This window comes from Aequorivita vitellina, from assembly GCF_022008365.1.
In the GTDB taxonomy this organism is placed as follows: Bacteria; Bacteroidota; Bacteroidia; order Flavobacteriales; family Flavobacteriaceae; genus Aequorivita; species Aequorivita vitellina.
This window is the reverse complement of the sequence record NZ_JAIRBA010000019.1, coordinates 1-19874: the sequence shown is the minus strand read 5'-3', so window position 1 is coordinate 19874 and position 19874 is coordinate 1. Positions and strand designations below refer to the sequence as shown.

18 protein-coding genes are annotated in these 19874 nt (G+C 37.1%); 13 read left to right on the top strand and 5 right to left on the bottom strand.

Annotation, left to right across the window (positions count from 1 at the left end; genetic code table 11):
• Nucleotides 1-66 precede the first annotated feature (66 nt).
• The 5 genes from K8089_RS10255 (at nt 67) to K8089_RS10235 (ending at nt 7816) form a co-directional block, all read left to right on the top strand.
• Entirely contained in the window at nt 67-1824 is a 1758-nt protein-coding gene (locus tag K8089_RS10255; RefSeq protein WP_237603195.1) for an ABC transporter ATP-binding protein, read from the top strand.
• Nucleotides 1825-1889: 65 nt separating this feature from the next.
• Nucleotides 1890-2306 (top strand): PUR family DNA/RNA-binding protein, encoded by a 417-nt coding sequence (locus K8089_RS10250; RefSeq protein ID WP_237603194.1) that lies wholly within the window; start codon nt 1890-1892, stop codon nt 2304-2306.
• A 264-nt stretch (nt 2307-2570) separates the two neighbouring features.
• On the top strand, nt 2571-4931 hold the full coding sequence (locus K8089_RS10245; protein ID WP_237603193.1) for a DUF2339 domain-containing protein: 2361 nt from the start codon (nt 2571-2573) through the stop codon (nt 4929-4931).
• Nucleotides 4915-6144, top strand: coding sequence for a DUF3999 family protein (locus K8089_RS10240; RefSeq protein ID WP_237603192.1), 1230 nt, complete (start codon nt 4915-4917; stop codon nt 6142-6144). The genes K8089_RS10245 and K8089_RS10240 overlap by 17 nt, the downstream gene beginning before the upstream one ends.
• Before the next feature lie 55 nt (nt 6145-6199).
• Entirely contained in the window at nt 6200-7816 is a 1617-nt protein-coding gene (locus tag K8089_RS10235; protein WP_237603191.1) for a SulP family inorganic anion transporter, read from the top strand.
• A gap of 1 nt (nt 7817) precedes the next feature.
• Here the strand turns inward: K8089_RS10235 and K8089_RS10230 are convergent, their stop codons facing one another.
• A complete protein-coding gene (locus tag K8089_RS10230; protein ID WP_237603190.1) occupies nt 7818-8318 on the bottom strand; it encodes a DUF6265 family protein in 501 nt (166 codons plus the stop codon).
• Between the two features lie 208 nt (nt 8319-8526).
• Here K8089_RS10230 and K8089_RS10225 point away from each other — a divergent pair, with 208 nt between their 5' ends.
• A complete protein-coding gene (locus K8089_RS10225; protein ID WP_237603189.1) occupies nt 8527-9480 on the top strand; it encodes a hypothetical protein in 954 nt (317 codons plus the stop codon).
• A 2-nt stretch (nt 9481-9482) separates the two neighbouring features.
• Nucleotides 9483-10292 (top strand): hypothetical protein, encoded by an 810-nt coding sequence (locus K8089_RS10220; protein WP_237603188.1) that lies wholly within the window; start codon nt 9483-9485, stop codon nt 10290-10292.
• A 10-nt stretch (nt 10293-10302) separates the two neighbouring features.
• Here K8089_RS10220 and K8089_RS10215 read toward each other — a convergent pair whose 3' ends face one another.
• Nucleotides 10303-10641 carry a tRNA-binding protein gene (locus tag K8089_RS10215; protein WP_237603187.1) on the bottom strand — a complete coding sequence of 113 codons (339 nt, stop codon included), beginning with the start codon at nt 10639-10641 and terminating at the stop codon, nt 10303-10305.
• Nucleotides 10631-10942 (bottom strand): phosphoribosylpyrophosphate synthetase, encoded by a 312-nt coding sequence (locus K8089_RS10210; protein WP_237603186.1) that lies wholly within the window; start codon nt 10940-10942, stop codon nt 10631-10633. The genes K8089_RS10215 and K8089_RS10210 overlap by 11 nt, the downstream gene beginning before the upstream one ends.
• Before the next feature lie 190 nt (nt 10943-11132).
• Between K8089_RS10210 and K8089_RS10205 the strand changes: the two genes are divergently transcribed.
• From K8089_RS10205 to K8089_RS10195, 3 genes are read left to right on the top strand one after another with little or no spacing between them, the layout of a single operon-like run.
• Complete coding sequence (locus K8089_RS10205; RefSeq protein WP_237603185.1) at nt 11133-11690, top strand: thioredoxin family protein; 558 nt, start codon at nt 11133-11135, stop codon at nt 11688-11690.
• 47 nt (nt 11691-11737) lie between these two features.
• Nucleotides 11738-12361, top strand: coding sequence for a hypothetical protein (locus tag K8089_RS10200; protein ID WP_237603184.1), 624 nt, complete (start codon nt 11738-11740; stop codon nt 12359-12361).
• A gap of 24 nt (nt 12362-12385) precedes the next feature.
• Nucleotides 12386-13192 (top strand): SDR family oxidoreductase, encoded by an 807-nt coding sequence (locus K8089_RS10195; protein ID WP_237603183.1) that lies wholly within the window; start codon nt 12386-12388, stop codon nt 13190-13192.
• A 38-nt stretch (nt 13193-13230) separates the two neighbouring features.
• On the opposite strand, the gene K8089_RS10190 is transcribed toward K8089_RS10195, so the two are convergent.
• Nucleotides 13231-13767, bottom strand: coding sequence for a YfiT family bacillithiol transferase (locus K8089_RS10190; RefSeq protein ID WP_237603182.1), 537 nt, complete (start codon nt 13765-13767; stop codon nt 13231-13233).
• A gap of 309 nt (nt 13768-14076) precedes the next feature.
• Nucleotides 14077-15009, bottom strand: coding sequence for a peptidylprolyl isomerase (locus K8089_RS10185; protein ID WP_237603241.1), 933 nt, complete (start codon nt 15007-15009; stop codon nt 14077-14079).
• A gap of 126 nt (nt 15010-15135) precedes the next feature.
• Between K8089_RS10185 and K8089_RS10180 the strand changes: the two genes are divergently transcribed.
• The 3 genes from K8089_RS10180 (at nt 15136) to K8089_RS10170 (ending at nt 19445) form a co-directional block, all read left to right on the top strand.
• A complete protein-coding gene (locus tag K8089_RS10180) occupies nt 15136-16032 on the top strand; it encodes an ABC transporter ATP-binding protein (RefSeq protein WP_237603181.1) in 897 nt (298 codons plus the stop codon).
• Between the two features lie 5 nt (nt 16033-16037).
• Entirely contained in the window at nt 16038-16874 is an 837-nt protein-coding gene (locus tag K8089_RS10175; RefSeq protein WP_237603180.1) for an ABC transporter permease, read from the top strand.
• A 144-nt stretch (nt 16875-17018) separates the two neighbouring features.
• Nucleotides 17019-19445, top strand: coding sequence for a T9SS type B sorting domain-containing protein (locus K8089_RS10170; protein WP_237603179.1), 2427 nt, complete (start codon nt 17019-17021; stop codon nt 19443-19445).
• The last annotated feature ends 429 nt before the right edge of the window (nt 19446-19874 follow it).

The following is a 19874-nucleotide window of genomic DNA, read 5'->3' as shown; positions in this document are numbered from 1 at the left end:
TTCAATTATTCACAAAATACGTTTTGCAACCACTAACCCAGCAACCCAGTAACTCAAAAAGAGTAAATGAAAGAATTAAAGTATCTCAATAAATATTTCTTAAAATATAAAGGCCGCATACTTCTAGGGGTATTTATCACCATTATTGCTACCGTATTTAAATTGATAGTACCAATGAAAGTGGGCGACTCGGTCACCTCGGTAAAGCAGTATTTAAATGGCGAAATAACAAATATAAGTGTTGTTGAACATGAACTTCTTATAAACATTTTATTGCTTTTGGGCGCTGCATTGCTTTCTGCATTTTTCACTTTTATGATGCGCCAAACGTTTATCGTGGTTTCTCGATACGTAGAATACGACCTTAAAAACGAAGTATTCAAGCACTACGAAAAACTGCATTTGGGCTTTTACAAACAAAACCGAACTGGCGATTTAATGAACCGCATTAGCGAAGATGTTTCAAAAGTGCGTATGTATGTGGGACCAGCGCTTATGTATAGTATTACTACTATTACGCTCTTTGTTGTGGTTATAACGTATATGTTTTACAAAGCACCGGTATTAACTTGGTACGCTATTGCGCCATTGCCTATTTTGTCTATTGCCATTTATAGATTGAGCGTTTTAATAAACAGACGCACAACAATTGTACAGCAATATCTTTCAAAACTTACCACTTTTACCCAAGAAAGTTTTAGCGGAATTGCCGTTATAAAAGCCTACGGGATAGAACCCCGAACAAACCAAAACTTTGAAGAATTAGCTGAAGGCAGCAAAGTAAAAAACATAGATTTGGCAAAGGTGCAGGCCTTGTTTTTTCCGCTAATGATGTTGCTTATTGGCGTTAGTAATATTCTTGTTATTTACATTGGAGGCACCCGTTATATTAATGGTGAAATAGCAGAGTTTGGAACCATTGTTGAATTCTTAATTTACGTAAATATGCTCACCTGGCCCGTAGCTGTTGTTGGTTGGGTAACCTCAATGATACAGCAGGCCGAAGCTTCGCAAAAACGTATAAACGAATTTCTAAAAACAGAACCCGCCATCCAGAATAGCGTGGAAGAAAGCACCCCAATTAACGGTACAATAGAATTTAATAACCTCAGCTTTACTTACCCAGATACAGGAATAACGGCACTAACAAACGTTTCATTTAAAGTGAAGCCCGGGGAAACACTAGCCATTATAGGGAACACGGGTTCGGGAAAATCCACCATTCTCGAATTGATTGGAAGACTTTACGATGTGGAAGAAAACATGTTAAAAATAGACAATACCCCAATTAAAAATCTCAATCTAGAAGATTTGCGAAACAGCATAGGGTATGTGCCACAAGACGCCTTTCTTTTTAGCGATACGCTGCGCAACAACATTCGTTTTGGTAAAGAAAATGCTTCAGATGAAGAGGTAATTCAAGCTGCAAAAAACGCAGCCGTTCATAAAAATATTATAGGTTTTACCAAAGGATATGACACCGTGCTTGGCGAACGCGGTATAACATTGAGCGGTGGACAAAAGCAACGAGTTTCAATTGCACGCGCAATAATTAAAGATCCACAGATTTTACTTTTCGACGATTGTCTTTCGGCTGTAGATACCGAAACAGAAGAAGAAATTCTTCAAAATTTATTCGAAATTTCAAAAACTAAAACCACGCTAATAGTAAGTCACCGAATCTCTTCGGTTAAAAATGCCAATAAAATAATTGTTTTGGAAAACGGCAAAATCATTCAGCAGGGAACACACAACGCATTGGTCAATTCCGAAGGTTATTACAAGGAACTGTACGCAAAGCAGCTCTTGGAAAAAGAAATGTAAATTTACTTTGGCAAGTTTGGATTTTTTTTAGATTTTTGGCACTACCTAAGCAAAAAACAGAAATTATGAGTGAGCACTACACGATGGAGCAAGAAGAAATTTTTTCAAAAGTAATGCGCGCCGGAAGACGCACCTACTTTTTTGACGTAAGATCTACAAAGGCCGGCGACTTTTATCTAACTATTACAGAGAGTAAAAAGTTTACAAACGACGATGGTTCCTACCATTATAAAAAACATAAAATCTATCTTTACAAAGAAGATTTTAACGAGTTTAAGGAAACCTTAGCCGAAATGATAGATTATGTAATTGACGAAAAAGGTGAAGAAGTAATTAGCGAACGTCATCAAAAAAACTACAAACCTGCCCAGTCAGAAGACGGGAAAGAAACAGACAAAGCGCCAGTAGCTGCCCAACCAACCGCAGAAAATACTAAAACAGATACGAGCAGTTTTACCGATATTGAATTTGACGATATTTAAACCGCGACACCAAAAATTTAAACCGGCACGGATAATCCCGCTGCCGGTTTTTTATTTTTATTACTTAACACATGTGTAGCAACAACGTAATATCGCGCTATTGTTACGTAATACGAGCTGGCAAGACCACGTTTACGTCTTAAGATTAATTAGTAAAGAATCTTGAAACCCTCAGTTTTAATGTGAAAACTTAAAAATACGACACCAAATAATTTTGCATATCTTTAAATTCTCTCAATTTTCAGTACTTTATTATAATTTTTTATGCAAAATAATTCAGAAAGTTTAAATGCCCTTAATGAAAAACTGGAGCTACTGCTGAAAAAACAGGAACTCTTTTCGAAGGAAATTTGGGAAATTAAAGGTCAGATTCAAGCACTGAATGCGGAGGCCAATTTCACTATAGTTAAAGAAGAAAAGCCTAAAATAAAATCTGAAATAAAGCAAATTCCTTCGGAACCCATTTTAAAAAGCGAACGGACCGAAGGTGTATCACCGCTAGTAAAAAGACAAACCATCCCACCTACTTCAAAACCCCGGTATTCTGCAAAACAAAAATCTGATCTCGAAAAATTTATAGGGGAAAACCTTATCAATAAAATTGGAATACTTATTACAATTATTGGCGTTGCCATTGGCGCAAAATATTCTATTGAAAACGATTTAATTAGTCCGCTAACTAGAATAATACTCGGGTACGTTTTAGGATTGGGATTGCTGGGTTTCGGGATAAAACTAAAAGAGAATTACAAAAATTTTAGTGCTGTTTTAATAAGCGGCGCTATGGTAATTATGTATTTTATTACATTCTCGGCATATTCTTTTTATGAATTAATCCCTCAAACAGCCGCCTTTTTATTAATGGTCGTTTTTACCGTTTTTACAGTGGTTGCGGCTTTAAGTTACAATCTCCAAATCATTGCTCATTTGGGGTTGGTGGGCGCCTACGTTGTCCCATTTTTGTTGAGCAACGATTCTGGAAGGGTCGAAATATTGTTTAGTTATGTAACAATTATCAATATTGGAATCCTTTTTATTTCCTTTAAAAAATACTGGAAATCTATTTATTATTCTTCCTTCGTTTTAACTTGGTGCATCTATTTTTCTTGGTACTTTTTTTCATATACCGCTGAATATTTTTCAATCGCCTTTATATTTCTGGTAGCTTTCTTCGCTATTTTTTATTGCACTTTTTTAGCATACAAACTAATTGCAAAGGAAAAATTTGATATTGTAGACATCCTTTTGCTTTTTGCAAATTCCTTTATCTTTTATGGCGCGGGCTACTCCCTACTTTCAAATCATGAATCTGGCGAAGAATTACTCGGACTTTTCACATTGGCAAATGCAATTATTCATTTTAGCGTAAGCGCACTTATTTACAGACAAAAACTGGCAGATAAAAACCTGTTCTATTTTATTGCCGGATTGGTGTTGGTGTTTCTCACCGTTGCTGTTCCCGTGCAATTAGAAGGCAATTGGGTAACAATAATTTGGACCGGTGGCGCAGCCTTGCTATTTTGGATCGGCAGAACTAAAAGCGTTTCGGTTTACGAAAAACTTTCGTACGTCTTAATGGTGCTGACCTTTTTTAGTTTGGTTGAAGATTGGATGGCTTATTCCACATATAATGCATTGGGTGAAGAAAGTACGTTTACCCCTATTTTTAATCTTCGGTTTTTAACGGGAGCTTTATTTCTGACAGCATTTGGTTTTATTAATTACTTATTTAGAAGCGAAAAATTCCCTTCTCCTTTAAAAAAAAGTAGTTTCCTTCAAAAACTAACTTCCATTGTCATTCCCGGCATATTTATTTTCGTGCTTTACAATTGCTTCCGCCTTGAAATTGCAGACTACTGGAATACGCAATACGTAGCTTCGTATTTGGAGTTAAATGAAACAGGGAATTCCTTCGTTACATCGCAACAAAACGAGGACTTGCGCCACTTTAGAGTAGTTTGGGTTTATATTTATACACTACTTTTTCTTGCAGCACTTTCCTTTTTCAATATCAAAAAACTCAAAAATAACTTTTTAGGTTATGTGTTGATTATCGCAAGCTTTTTTTCGCTGTTGCTATTTTTCACCGAAGGTATATTTGCACTGACCGATTTAAGAGAATCGTATCTAAACAACACTTCAGCGGAATATTACAACCGAAGCATTTTCAATTTATTAATACGTTATATAGCCATATTAAGCGTGCTAGCTTTGGTGTATACAGGCAAGCTATCAGTGAAACGAGGTGTGTTGAAGAAAGGCCTTCAAACGCCTTTCACAATATTTATGCACCTTATAATACTCGCCATTTTAAGCAGTGAGCTTATTGCGTGGATGGATATTGCAGGTTCCACACAAACGTATAAATTGGGGCTGAGCATACTTTGGGGTTTATATGCGCTTTTATTGATAATTATAGGAATTTGGAAACGCAAACCATTCCTTCGAATTGTGGCCATTGTACTTTTTGGCTTCACACTTATCAAGCTTTTTCTTTACGATATTTCAGATATGAATACCATTTCAAAAACCATTGTTTTTGTAATTTTAGGGGTGCTCCTCCTTATAATTTCATTTTTATACAACAAGTTTAAAACAAAAATCACCAATGATTTGGAAGAATAAACCGCTGCTATTTTTATTTCTTTTGCTTGCCGAAATATCTTTCGCACAGCTAAACACCTATAATTATTCCAGAGAAATAAGCGGGATTTCTGAAACGTGGCACACCATAGAATTGCCCGATGCGATCTTTGGAAAAATTGACAATAGTTTAAACGATTTCAGAATCTACGGAATAACCAAAACCGATACAATTGAAGTTCCCTATTTATTAAAAATAGCTTCGGAAAAGGAAACTGAAAAGAACATCGAGTTCAACTTGCTAAATACTGCAAAAAAGGGAAATACTTATTTCTTCACTTTTGAAATTCCTTCGGAAAAAACCATCAACGAAATTGATTTGAATTTTAAACAGCAAAACTTCAATTGGCTCGTTAATTTGGAAGGAAGTCAAGACAATAACGAATGGTTTTCTATTGTTTCAGACTATCGCATTCTTTCTATAAAAAACGAGTTGACGCATTACCAATTTACGAATGTTAAGTTTCCGAAATCAAAATATCGTTACTTAAGGCTTCAAGTTACAGCAAACGAAAAACCTGAATTGCTCGCTGCCGAAACGCAACTAAGTAGCACTAAAGCTGCTGATTTTAAAAAATTTACCGTAAAAAACTTTTCGACTTCAGAAAACAAGGATTTAAAAAGAACCATCGTTGATATTGATTTTCCACAGCCGTTACCCATAAGTTTGATTTCCCTAAAAATCATAGATTCCTTAGATTATTATCGCCCCGTAACTATAAAATATCTAACCGATAGTACTAAAACCGAAAAGGGTTGGAAGTATAATTTTAATACCTTGCGCTCCAGTGTCCTCAGTTCTTTAGAAAATAACGACCTGCACTTTAAAAGCATCATTGCCAAAAGAGTTAGGGTTGAAATAGAAAATTACGACAATCGCCCTTTAAAAATTGAAGATGTAATTGCAAAAGGCTACATCCACACGTTGGTTGCTCGTTTTGCAGAACCCGCGTCTTATTATTTGGTTTACGGAAAGCCAAAAGCCAAAAAACCTAATTATGATATTTCAAAATTTTCTGAAAATATTCCAATAAACATGGCAGCCGTAAAGCTTTCCGAAGAAATAAAGATTGCAAAAAAAGAGGTTTCCAAACGTTCACCACTGTTTGAAAACAAGCTCTGGTTATGGATTATTATGGCTGTGATTATCTGTTTATTAGGTTGGTTCACTATAAAAATGATACAAAAAAAATAGCTTTAAGTCTATTCAATCTGAAAAACCTATCTTTGCCGCCTTTAAAAAAAACGAAATGCTTGCAAAATATCTATTAACCTTTACCCAAAACCCAAAAAATGACATCCTTTCCGGATTAACGGTAGCTTTGGCTTTGGTACCAGAAGCGGTAGCTTTTGCCTTCGTTGCCGGAATTGACCCATTAGTGGGGCTTTACGGAGCATTTATTATGGGAATCGTAACCGCGCTTTTTGGTGGCCGCCCCGGAATGATTTCTGGTGCAACTGGAGCAATGGCCGTGGTAATGGTGCATTTAATTCAAAAAGGAAACGAAGTCGGACTTTCATTGGCAGAACCTGTAGAATACCTTGGTCTGCAATGGCTTTTTATAACACTTCTCTTTGTGGGCGCCATTCAAATAATGGCGGGGGTTTTTAGACTTGGAAAGTTTGTTCGTCTAATTCCGCATCCGGTAATGATGGGGTTTGTAAATGGGTTGGCCATTGTAATCTTTCTTTCGCAATTAGGCCTTTTTAAAGAAAGTCGCGGCACGGTTCCGCAATGGCTTTCTGGACTCGATTTATGGGTAATGTTAGCACTTGTAGGATTAACCATGGCAATTATGTTTGGCTTGCCCAAACTCACCAAAAAGCTACCCGCAGCATTAATCGCTATAATTGTTGTTGCCTGTATTACAATCTTCGGGAATCTTGACGTAAGTACCGTAGGTTCCTTTATCCGGGATGGTGGCGGAAGCGGTCTAAAAGGTTCGCTCCCTGTTTTCCAAACACAAATTTTCACCTTTATCGATACACTTACTGGGCATTGGGACTTGATAATTTCAACAGCATTTTTACTTGCAGCCGTTGGTTTAATTGAATCTTTAATGACCTTAAATTTAATTGATGAAATGACCGAGACCCGCGGAAGCGGTAACCGCGAATGTGTTGCACAAGGAGGTGCAAATATGCTTAACGGTCTCTTTGGTGGTATGGGCGGTTGTGCAATGATTGGACAATCTATTATTAACGTGAGTTCGGGAGGACGTGGTAGACTTTCGGGTGCAACAGCAGCAATTGCGTTGTTGTGCTTTGTGCTTTTTGGCGCACCTTTAATTGAACAAATACCCATCGCAGCCTTGGTGGGCGTAATGTTTATGGTGGTTATTGGCACCTTTGCGTGGAGTAGTTTTAGAATTTTGAATAAAATTCCAATTTCAGATGCCATTGTTTTAATAACCGTTTCAGCAGTTACTGTTTGGCAAGATTTGGCAATTGCCGTATTTGTAGGTGTAATTATGAGTGCCCTGGTTTTTGCGTGGAAAAGTGCCACGAGAATTCGCGCACGTAAACGCATAAAAGAAGATGGCACCAAAGTTTATGAAATATGGGGACCATTATTTTTTGGATCAACCACAGCTTTCAACACTAAATTTGACGTTTCCAGCGACCCAAATACGGTTGAAATAGATTTTATAGAATCTAAAATTTCCGACCATTCTGGCGTAGAAGCGGTGCGGAATATTGCCAATAAGTATTTAGACAGTGGTAAGAATATTAAATTAACGCACCTTAGTCCCGATTGCAAAGCGCTGCTTTTAAAATGGAACCCAGAGTTTGAAACTATTATTGAAGATTCCGTTGAAGATCCACGTTATTATGTGGTCACCAACACCTTAGATTCTGAAGCTTAACTTACTTTTTTGAAAAATAAAAGTCCATTTTTTTAGCTTCTCCATTTTTTGAGCCTTCAATCCAAGCGTGAAGTGAATCTTTGGCCGGACTTGTGTAAATGATTCTTTGGGGGAAATCGTGATCTTTATTCTCAAAGATAAACTGTCCATTTTCCGAAGATTTCAGTTTAAAAGTAACAGGCTTTTTATTTTTCTCTTTCGCCGAAGCAACCGTTAAATATAAATTAGCCGATTTCAATTCCAATGCCATCGTTTCGGCAAAAACAACATTTCCCTCTTCATCAATAAAACTATAGCCTGTAAAAGTACTGTCGTTTTCGCGCGACCAGGTTTCTTGTGCATACTGTTCATCGGTTTCATGGGTCCAAGTTCCCAACATCCAGTGCATTTCTTTAAGTTTTTCAAACCGATCTTCATCAGTAGCAATTGATTCGGTTTCCTTGTTTTTGCAAGAAGTTAATCCAATAACCAACAGGGTTAATAGCACGATAGCTTTTTTCATCTTTCCTTTTTTACTATTTATAGTTTTCAATTTTAAAACGAAGTATTCGAAATACGAAAATACTTTAAAAAACAATATGCGACGCCATACACCGCTTATTAGTGGCTCATTTTAAATATAATGCTGCGCTATTTTCACATATTTTCATATATTTAACTCACTGTTAAACAATTACCAACTCCTCCCCTGCTTTTAACACTATTAATCCATGCTAAAAAGTATTATACTTCTTGTATTAATTGGGTTCGGCACAAATGTGATTGCTCAAGTTACAGAGCCCATAGACGACTTGCGTTTGGGGTTTGGCATAAATATTACAACGGAATATCAAGTAAAGCACGGCCTAAAATTTAGGGTTGCAGCCACTGGGGGCGTTGCCAATTACGTGCCATTGGTAAAAAATAATTTTGGGGTTCTGCCTTCCGTGCATATTGGGGTTTTATTTTACAACAAAGGAATTTTAGGCAGTAATTTAAATAAAGACTATTACCGATCTACCTTTTTAGACTTCTTTGCCAACGCTACGGTTACCCCGGGATTTAATAATAACACAACTCCCAGCGAACTCGATTTTCGTTTTGTGCCTTTATATCATTTTTCCGACTTTGTGGCCAACCCGCTGCAAAATACTTTTGATTATTCGGTTTCAATTGGCTCCAACTTTTTAATCAATCCCGATAAAAACCGGGCTTCACAAACTATTGGGTTTTTTAACATCAACATTGCGAGACGCACCCAAATTTCATATTACAACGATGGCGGTCCTGTGCTCGATTATTTTGGCGACCGGGAAGATCGCTTTTATACTGGCGGAATTGTACTCTCCGCACACTTTAATGAAACCGCTTATATAGGCTTGGTCGAACTCAGTTTTCATAAGTTTACCGGCTGGCAACAATACGCAGTAGATACTGCCGATAAGTTACAATTAGACCATATTCCGTATAAAAATGGCGATGCTTTTGGCTTTAATCAACAGCAATGGAAACTAAACTTTACTAGTTTTCGTCAAGGTTACGGCGCCTATGTAACTATTTATGACCTCAACGCTATTGATCTTCAGGATTTTTTACATTTTAACTCAGACTTCCCCTATCACCCCGATTATTTTTGGGGGTGGCGCATTGCCGGCGGCATTTCTTCACAATTTAAAACCGACTGATTATGAAACTTTTTCAATACATATTTCTAACCTTGGTTTTTGTGTGTTTTTCGTTTTCATGCAGCAGCGTGAAATTTCTTCCAGTTACCGATTCAATAGATATTTCAGAATATCAAGTATATGTTTTTAGATTGTGTGAATACCGAAACTCCTACGGAAATAAACGCTATTTTCTGTGTGATGAACCTTGCGAAGAAACCAATGTGCAGGCCAACGACACGATTCAAATAATTGAAGAATTATATATGCTACGGTCACAAAAAAGTCCTGAAAATATAATTTATTTCACCTCCAAATCTGATAAATACATTCAAAGAAATCGCGGTATTTTTAATGATACGCTTTACAAAAAGTATATTATGGCTTCAGATATTGAATATGTTTATTTTGGAAAAATTACAAATTCCAATAAAATAAATTTTGTCAATCCCATTGAAAATCTCTCGTTCAGTTTTAAAAATGGTTCTGAAAAATGTGAGTTTATTTTAGACAGTATTTACAGTCAAACCGCGGTAAAAAATACAATTAGCAACCAACATTTAAAAATGAAAAACCTTTTTAATGTTGAAATTCAATTTCTGGAATCCAACAGAAAATTGGTGGTAAATAAGAAAAATTTAGACACCATAAACACATTGGTTTTAAAGGAAAATAGAATGTTTTTTAACGGAAAAAATAATAGCGTAAACCTATCGCAGCGCAAGCGTTTAAAATATCATCCCATTTACAGGCCTACCCACGATTCTATTGTTAGAAAAATTATTCAGAATAATTTAAAAGAACAGGTAATTTTGAAAGGAAAAACCATTTAACACTTTGAAATTACAAGATTCGCAAACCATTTTTTACCACTCTTTCAGTTTGAAGCAAGGTAACATCTTTGCCTTCTACTGCGCCAAGTACGAGACATTCGCTCATAAAATTAGCGATTTGCTTCTTCGGAAAATTTACAACTGCAATTACTTGTTTCCCTATTAATTCTTCTTTTGAATACAGTGAAGTAAGTTGCGCCGAAGTTTTACGCTGCCCTATTTCACTTCCAAAATCAATTAAAAGTTGGTAAGACGGATTTCGCGCTTCGGGAAAATCGTTGGCTTCAATTATGGTTCCCACACGCATTTCAACTTTTTCAAAATCGGCCCAGGAAAGATTATTCGTCATGATGCAACCTTAACTTTTGAATCATTGCCGAAGAAACTACGGTTTGGTCTGCCCCATAAGCATCTACAAGCAGTCCCTTTTTTCCGCTCTTAGTTTCAATTAAGTATAGTATTGTATTATCTCCGGGATCTGTCATTCCTTCAAAACGGTAAAACTTCACAACATCTAGCTCGCCTGCTTTCCATTTTTGTTTTAGCCCTTTAGACTCAATACCATCTGCCACCAGATTAAAATCTTCGGTGTACCCGTGTTTTTGTAAATCGTCTATTGCTACTGATAATGATGAATATGAATTTTTCATAATAATTGATTTAATCTTTAAAGTTAGCAGAGATATCTTTCAACTACAAATTTTTATAAATTCTTTAATAGAAAATGTGTAATTAAATGAACCGTTTACATATTGTGTTACTGCCTATTTATTAAAGGCAAAACCAAGTAAAATATTGTAACTTTAGACCAAAGAATATAATTAAGACATAAAAGAAAAAATGGCGAGAACAGAATCTAAAATGCTCCCTCTAGGAACCAAAGCCCCCGATTTTACACTTATTGATAGCGTTACCAACAAACCTGTTTCGTTAAATCATATTCAAGGTGAAAAAGGCACGGTAATTATGTTTGTATGCAATCATTGTCCCTATGTAAAACACGTGATAGACGAGCTAGTACGCGTTAGTAACGATTATAGGGTTACGGGTTTTGGGTTTGTGGCAATTAGCAGTAACGATATAGTTAAATACCCAAAAGATGCTCCGGCCGAAATGTGGCGCACTGCACGAAAACACAATTTTTCATTTCCGTATTTATTCGACGAGACCCAAAAAGTAGCAAAAGCATACGATGCCGCTTGCACGCCAGACCTTTACCTTTTTGATGATGAATTAAAACTTGTTTATCGCGGTCAATTAGACGACAGCCGCCCTGGAAACGGAATACCCGTAAATGGTCGTGATCTTCGTGAAGCAATAGACAATATTTTAAATAACAACCCGCAGCGAAAAGATCAAAAACCAAGTATGGGATGCAATATTAAGTGGAAAGAGTGAGATTGGAAATTCCTGTAATCCAAAGTTGGTTTTAAGTTTAAAAACATATGAAATATTCTTCACTTATTCTTCTGATTCTTTTAATAGCTTGTGATTCTAAAGAACAAACTGAATTACCCAAGGTAAATTCTGATTATGTGCTTTACGGCTTGATGATTGAAAAATATAGTTCCTCAACTCAATCAATTGAGGACGAAATGTATTCTGTTATAAACAAAAATGATTTGTCAAAATTAAAGAATGCAGAAAAGTATGATAGTTTGACAATTGAGTACAAACTATATTTAGAAAGTGTGTATCAGAAAATATTAGAGGACGCCACAACTGATTTAGAAATGGATTATAATCAAGACTTGTCCAATAAGTCTATCACAAATAATATGTTTTTTTCTAATGATATTATTAACGATTATGGAAATGAGTTTTTAACAAAACTAGAAGAATATAGACTTGCAATATTGCCCTTTGTTGAAAATAATCAATTGAAATATCGCATCAACCTATTATTAACTACAGATGATGCTTCGGATAGAAATGGTTATAAAATAAATTATTTAGAATATCATTTCAGAGATATACCACCGATTGCTGTAATGTTTTACATTAAATATATTCAAAATTCAATAATTAGTTTTGAAAATGAATATTTTAAAAATTTAGCATTAAAATAATAAAACCAGCAACCAAAGTAATATATGAGACATTTAAAAGGAAAAACTGTATTAATTACAGGCGGAGCATCTGGGATTGGAAAAATAATGGTTCGTTTAATGCTAGAACGCGAAGCCAAAGTAATTATATGGGATATTAGCCAAGAAAATATTGTCCAAACAATTTCAGAATTTTCTAAAAGCGAAAATCTTTTTGGTTTCAAAGTAGATGTTTCCAATTTTGAGCAAATTCAAGAAGCAACTAAAAAAGTAAAGCAGGAAATTGGCGTAGTAGATGTTTTGATAAATAATGCAGGCATAGTTGTAGGTAAATATTTCAATGACCATTCAGCTTCAGATATCGCGAAAACAATGGAAATTAACGCCATTGGGCCAATGTATGTTGCCAAGGAATTTTTAAATGATATGCTAGATCAAAATTCTGGACATATTTGCAATATAGCTTCCTCGGGCGGATTAATTTCAAACCCTAAAATGTCAGTTTACGCAGCGAGTAAATGGGCGCTTATTGGCTGGTCTGATAGTCTGCGCTTAGAAATGAAACAAAAGAATAAAGCAATAAACATTACTACAATTATGCCTTACTACATTAACACGGGCATGTTTGATGGGGTAAAATCTATGATTCCAATTCTAAAGCCGGAAGCAGCGGCACTTACAATTGTAAAAGCCATTGAGAAAAACAAAAAAATGGTTACTATTCCTGGTTATATTTATAGACTTACACGAATTGGGCAAGCAATACTTTCTATAAATACGTTCGATTGGTTTGCCGGCGAAGTTCTGGGGATTTACAAAACAATGGAACATTTTGTAGGCCGCAAAAGCTAGGTGTTTCTAAAATGAATTAAAGCAGTTGTATTACCGCTTCACTTCCATCCTTCTCGCTTCAGCAAGTTTTCAATGTGCGCATAATGGTGATTGCAATGCCAAGCGTAGATTCCTATATTTTCAGCTAGGGTTACGTATTCGTTGCCTTCGGGATGAATAAACGATTTTTGAAAATCTGCTTCTGTAAGTCCTTTCAACAAATAGACCCATTTGGCGTGCAGTGCAGTAAGTGCATTTAACGAAAGTTCAATTGGAGCATTTTTAGAATCTATTAAATCTCCCCAAGCCTTTTCATCGTATACTTTAATTAACGGAGTTTCTTCAGTCAAAGTCCATTTAAAGCGGGAATAGCTATTGTGATGACTATCGTAAAGATGGTGAATAACCTGCCGCACTGTCCAACCCTCCGGCCTATACGGAGTATTTAATTGCGCTTCGGAAAGGTCGCCCACCAAATTAATCAATCTATTCGGAAAATGTTCCAAAATAGAAAACCAAGCCTGCTGTATTTCAGTAGTAATATTTGAAGGGCAATCAAAACTGCCGATTGGGTATTTTAGTTTTTCTAAATTCATTTTGTTTTCGAGATACGTTAACCTGCCTGCCGACAGACAGGTTTGAAATTCGGGATTCGAATTCAGTAATGTTCGATTAAAAAACATATAATGTCCCTCCGGAACATTCACCCAGTCGTTATCTACTGATGACCAATATTTTGAACCGATGAGGCAGAATGCCGATAGGCATTAAATATGGGTAAAAAATAGAACCCCGTCAATTTCTAGTTCCGTAAGGACTACTTATAATTTGGGGTTTTCCAAAGTTAGTCCTTACTTTTATCGGACAATAATGATTCGAATTAACAAATCCCGACCCCCGAATTACTACTTTACATCCATCAATTCCACATCAAAAATCAAGGTAGCAGATGGTGGAATTACTCCACCAGCACCGCGCTCGCCATAAGCAAGATGTGACGGAATCACAAAACGTGCTTTATCACCCACTTGCAATAATTGAATACCTTCATCCCAACCTTCAATTACCTGTCCAACGCCCAGTTGAAAATCTATTGGCTGTTTTCTTTTATACGATGAATCAAACTCGCTTCCGTTTGTTAAAGTGCCTTTGTAATGTACCGAAACGGTTTTGCCTTTTTCCGCTTTTTCACCATTTCCTTTTTGAATTATTTTATAAAGCAAGCCGCTATCGGTTCTATCAAAACCTTCAGAAACCTTTTTAATTTCGGCTTCTTCGGCAGCTTTAATTTTTGCAACACGTGCTTCTCTTTCACCTGTAAAGCTTCTAAAAGCTTCTACGGCATTCCAATTTTTAGCTTCGTCGCCAACGCGAATAATTTCAACTTTCTGCATGGTATCGCCTTGTGCAACGTTATCAACCACATCTTGTCCTTCAACCACATTGCCAAAAACTGTGTGTTTGTTATCTAACCAAGGCGTAGCAACGTGCGTTATAAAAAACTGGCTGCCATTACTTGCAGGCCCAGAGTTTGCCATAGAAAGAACTCCCGGCGTGTCGTGGCGAAGGTCTTGGTGAAATTCATCTTCAAAATCGTAACCTGGACCGCCCGAGCCCGTTCCTTTTGGATCGCCACCTTGAATCATAAAATCTGGGATTACACGGTGAAATTTTAATCCGTCGTAATAAGGTGTCCCCTGTGGTTTTGCAGCGTTTTCCAAATTTCCTTCGGCCAAAGCCACAAAGTTTCCAACCGTTCCCGGGGTTTTGTCGTGAGTAAGTTTTATAAGAATTTCTCCTTTTTCGGTTGTTATTTTTGCATAAATTCCGTCTTGCATTGTATTCATTTTTAAAAATTGAAGTGCAAAGGTACTGAATTCTGAATTGAAAAATTGTAACAAAAACCCATTCCACTCGTCATACAAACAACCTCCCGATTATCGATCGGTACCAAAAACAATTCCGTGGAAAACATTCTCACAATAAATAATCTCACCAAAAAATTTGGCTCGCTAACTGCCGTAGATAATCTTTCCTTTTCAATTGAAAAAGGCAACGTTTACGGCATCCTCGGTCCCAACGGCAGCGGAAAAAGTACCACGCTGGGCATCGTGTTAAACGTGGTAAACAAAACCGCGGGCGACTTTAAATGGTTTGATGGCAACATTGACACCCATAACGCATTAAAGAAAGTTGGCGCCATAATAGAGCGACCTAATTTTTACCCGTATATGACGGCAGTGCAAAACCTGCAACTGGTTTGTAAAATAAAAGAGGTTTCCGAAGAAAAGATTTCTGAAAAATTAGAACTAGTAGGTTTATTAGATAGAAAAGACAGTAAATTCAGTACTTTTTCCTTGGGGATGAAACAGCGTTTGGCTATCGCTTCGGCCTTGTTAAACGACCCCGAAATATTAATTCTCGACGAACCCACCAACGGGTTGGACCCGCAGGGAATTCATCAAATTCGCGAAATAATTAAAACCATTGCATCACAAGGAACAACCATTTTACTGGCTTCGCATTTGCTCGATGAAGTAGAAAAAGTGTGTACGCACGTTGTTATTCTTCGGAAAGGCGTGAGTCTGTATTCCGGCAGTGTGGATGGAATGGTTGCCAGTCACGGTTTTTTAACGATGCAAAGTAACAATATGGATTTGCTTCAAAATGCTTTGGAAGGAAATTCGGCCTTTGGCACTATAAAACGCGAAGGTGAATATTTAATCGTTTACCTCAACCAACCCATGGATGCCTCGGAAGTAAACAAGTTGCTATTCGAAAAAGGCATTACGCTTTCGCACCTTGTAAAACGCAAAGAAAGCCTTGAAGAACAATTCCTTGAATTAACCAAACAAAACTAAGCAGCATGCTACGATTGCTAAATATAGAATTACAAAAACTGCGTTATAACCGCGCGGCCAAAGTTATTTCCATAGTATATTTTATACTCATCACTTTTATTGCACTTATTTCTTCGATAGAATTTAATTTCGGCGACTTTCATTTCCGTGTGGCGGATCAAGGAATTTTTAACTTTCCATATATCTGGCATTTCAACACTTATATGGCGGCAATTTTAAAGTTGTTTCTCGCCATTGTAATTGTTTCTATGATGAGCAACGAGTACAGTTACCGCACGCTGAAACAGAACTTAATAGACGGTTTAAGCAAAAGAGAGTTTGTGCTTTCAAAATTTTTAACTGTGCTGCTTTTCGCAGGTATTTCTACGGTATTTATTTTTTTGGTATCCTTAATTCTCGGATTAAGTTTTTCAGATTATAATGAAATAGGCATTATTTTTAGCGACTTAGAATATATTGGCGCCTATTTTATAAAATTAGTGGCGTTTTTCTCTTTTTGTCTTTTTCTGGGTGTTTTCGTGAAGCGATCTGCCTTTGCTTTGGGCTTCCTAATCGTGTGGCAAGTTATTGAGTGGTTACTTTATGGTTTGATGAAATGGCAATTGTTTAAAGACACCGAAATAGCCGATAAAATTTCGTTTTTCTTCCCACTTAATGCTATGGCAAACCTCATCAAGGAACCGTTGAGCCGTTTGGGCGCTATACAATCTGCCGCCAATCAATTGGGGGAAAATTTTAATAAAGATTACGGTGTAAGTTGGTTAAATTTGCTAATCGTATTGGTTTGGACCGCCCTTTTCATCTACTGGTCCTATGTAATTTTAAAGAAAAGAGATCTTTAAAAACCAAAGCCAAACAATGAAAATCTTAGATAAATAATTTCATCCGCTGCCAAACTCAGCGTTTCAGAATAAAAAATATGTAACTTCAAATTCAATAGCGTCATTTTTTGTCTATATTTAACAGACAATCAACTCTTAGTTTTTTTGAAGCATAATCTATTCATACTTTTTCTGTTATTTCCAGTTGTGGTTTTCTCGCAGGATATTTCGCTGTACCAACAGTTTAACGGGCATTTCGATTATACCGCTTTTGGCAATACACTAAATGTTGAAGAAAACGGCCAAGGTGGACAATGCTTTATTCTTACCAGTAGCAGCGCCGATTTTCAACTGCAACCCAACCAAGAAGTGCGTGCCGCATATCTATATTGGGCGGGTTCGGGTCCAGGCGATTTCAATGTAACTTTTAATCAAATTTCAATAACGGCAGAACGTATTTTTAATGTTACCTACAATAGTGGTGGCAACGATTACATATATTTTTCAGCTTTTGCCGATGTTACGGAACAAGTAAAAACCACAGGGAACGGTACTTATACACTTTCAGATTTAGATCTCACACTCGTAATTCCAGCCTATTGCAGTCCGCCGGGTTCCGGAACTAATTTTGGCGGCTGGGCGGTGACGGTGGTTTTTGAAGATACCTCGCTTCCCAACAACCAAGTAAATGTTTTTGACGGCTTGGAAAGCGTTTCCCGCAACAACCAAACCTTAGATATTACATTGGACAACCTGATGGTTTTAGACACCCAAGGCGCAAAAATTGGTTTTCTCGCGTGGGAAGGCGATAGTCAAATTGCAGTGAACGAAACGCTTCGCATTAACGGAAATATTCTTAGCAACCCCCCGCTAAATCCCGCAGATAATGCTTTTAATGGCACCAACAGTTTCACGGGCAGCGATGTGCTTTACAATATGGATATTGATGTGTATCCTATTTCAAACTATATTAATCCGGGCGATACTTCGGCGACTATTCAACTTACCAGCGGACAAGATTTTGTGATGGTAAACAACATTATCACCGTGCTAAACACCGAACTTCCCGACGCCACTATTTCCTTAGATAATATAATTGGCGGCACCGAATGTGGCAATCGGGAGCTTACAATAGAGTACACCGTTTACAACCTCAATAGCACCGATGTTTTACCGGCCGGAACACCAATTGCGTTTTACGCAGATGATCTATTAATTGCCCAAACTGAAACTGCAGCAAACATCCCGATTGACGGTGAAGAAAGTGGTACAATTACATTTACTATTCCAAATAATATTGAAGCAGATTTTATTCTGAAAGCTGTAGTTGACGACATTGGTGATGGCACCGGAATTGTCGATGAAATAAACGAAGACAATAACGAAGACGAGGCTCCCATTCATTTACTCGAAAACCCAATAATTACAGGAATTCACAATTTGCAAACCTGCGATGTAATAGGTGAAGAATATTTCAATTTAACCGAAGTTACCTCAGAAATAGACCCAATTTACGATTTAAGTTTTCACCTTTCGGAAGCAGATGCATTAAACAATGCAAACCCAATCCCCAACCCAGAAAATTTTCAGAATACCGAAAATCCGCAAACTATTTATATCCGTGTTTCAAATCCCGACTGTTTTTTAATCGCCAGTTTTACGGTAGAAGTTATTCCGTGCCCCCTGCCCGATGCTACTATTGAAATTTCGGAAATATCTGCCTGTCGTGGCAGAGCTTTGCTGCTGCCATTCACCGTTTATAACCTGGAAGCGACGGGGCCACTACCTGCAAATACATCCATTGCGTTTTATTTAGACGATCTGCTTCTGGGGCTATCGCAAACGCAACAATCCATTCCAATTGGCGGTAGTGAAAATGGTGAAGTAGCACTAATCCTTCCCGATAGTTTGCCCAATACTTTTTCAATCACCGCCGTAGTGGACGACGATGGAAATGGCAACGGCACCGTCGAAGAATTGCGCGAAGACAACAATACTTTCACACAAATTATAAGTTTTGAAAGCATCCCTCCCATCCCCAATTTACCAGATTTACTCGAGTGCGATACGGGTTTTGATACGGCAATTTTCGACTTAACTGTGCAAAACGATTTAATACGAACGACACCGGAAGATGATGTTCAATACTACACGACTTTAGAAGACGCATTACAAAACACCAACCCCATTAGCAACCCATCGGAATACCAAAACGACACCGACCCACAGACTATTTACGTACGATTGGAAAATGATATTTGTTTTGCCACAGCATCGTTTTTATTGACTACCGAAAATTGCGCGCCTTTTATTCCGCAAGGGTTTTCACCCAATGGTGATGGTATTAATGACGAATTTGAAATTAGCAATCTCCTCAACATTTACGAAAACTTTGAATTAAATATCTACTCCCGTGAGGGCAACCTAATTCACACCGCCCACAACACCGATGGTTTCTGGGATGGTGTAGCTACAAAAGGTTTTTTAGTTACAGGCAAGCGTGTTCCCGTAGGTACATATTATTACGTTTTAGTTTTAAACGACCCAAAATACCCTAAAGCATTTATCGGGTGGGTGTATGTGAATTATTGATTTTAATTGGTATTATGAAAAACAAATGTTGATATATTAATATATGCTGTACCTAACGGCACAGAGTTCTGAATGTAACCAATTTGGCTACCAAGATTTCGTACCGAATGGGACATTAAATTTGTTCCGTTAGAAAAAACATATCGGTAACATCAGAATTATAAATTCGGTTATGTCCCGTTAGGAACAACATATCGGTAACAACAAAAACACAAATTCAAAAATGTCCCATAAGAAACAATATACCGGTAACAACAATAACGCAAATTTCGAATATGTCCCGTTAGAGACAGCATACTGGTAGCAACGAAAACGTAAAGTTAAATATATCCCATTAGGGACAAAATATCGGTAACAACGAGAGCGCAGATTTCGAATATGTCCCGTGAGGGACGGCATACTGGTAGCAACGAAAACATAAAGTTAAAC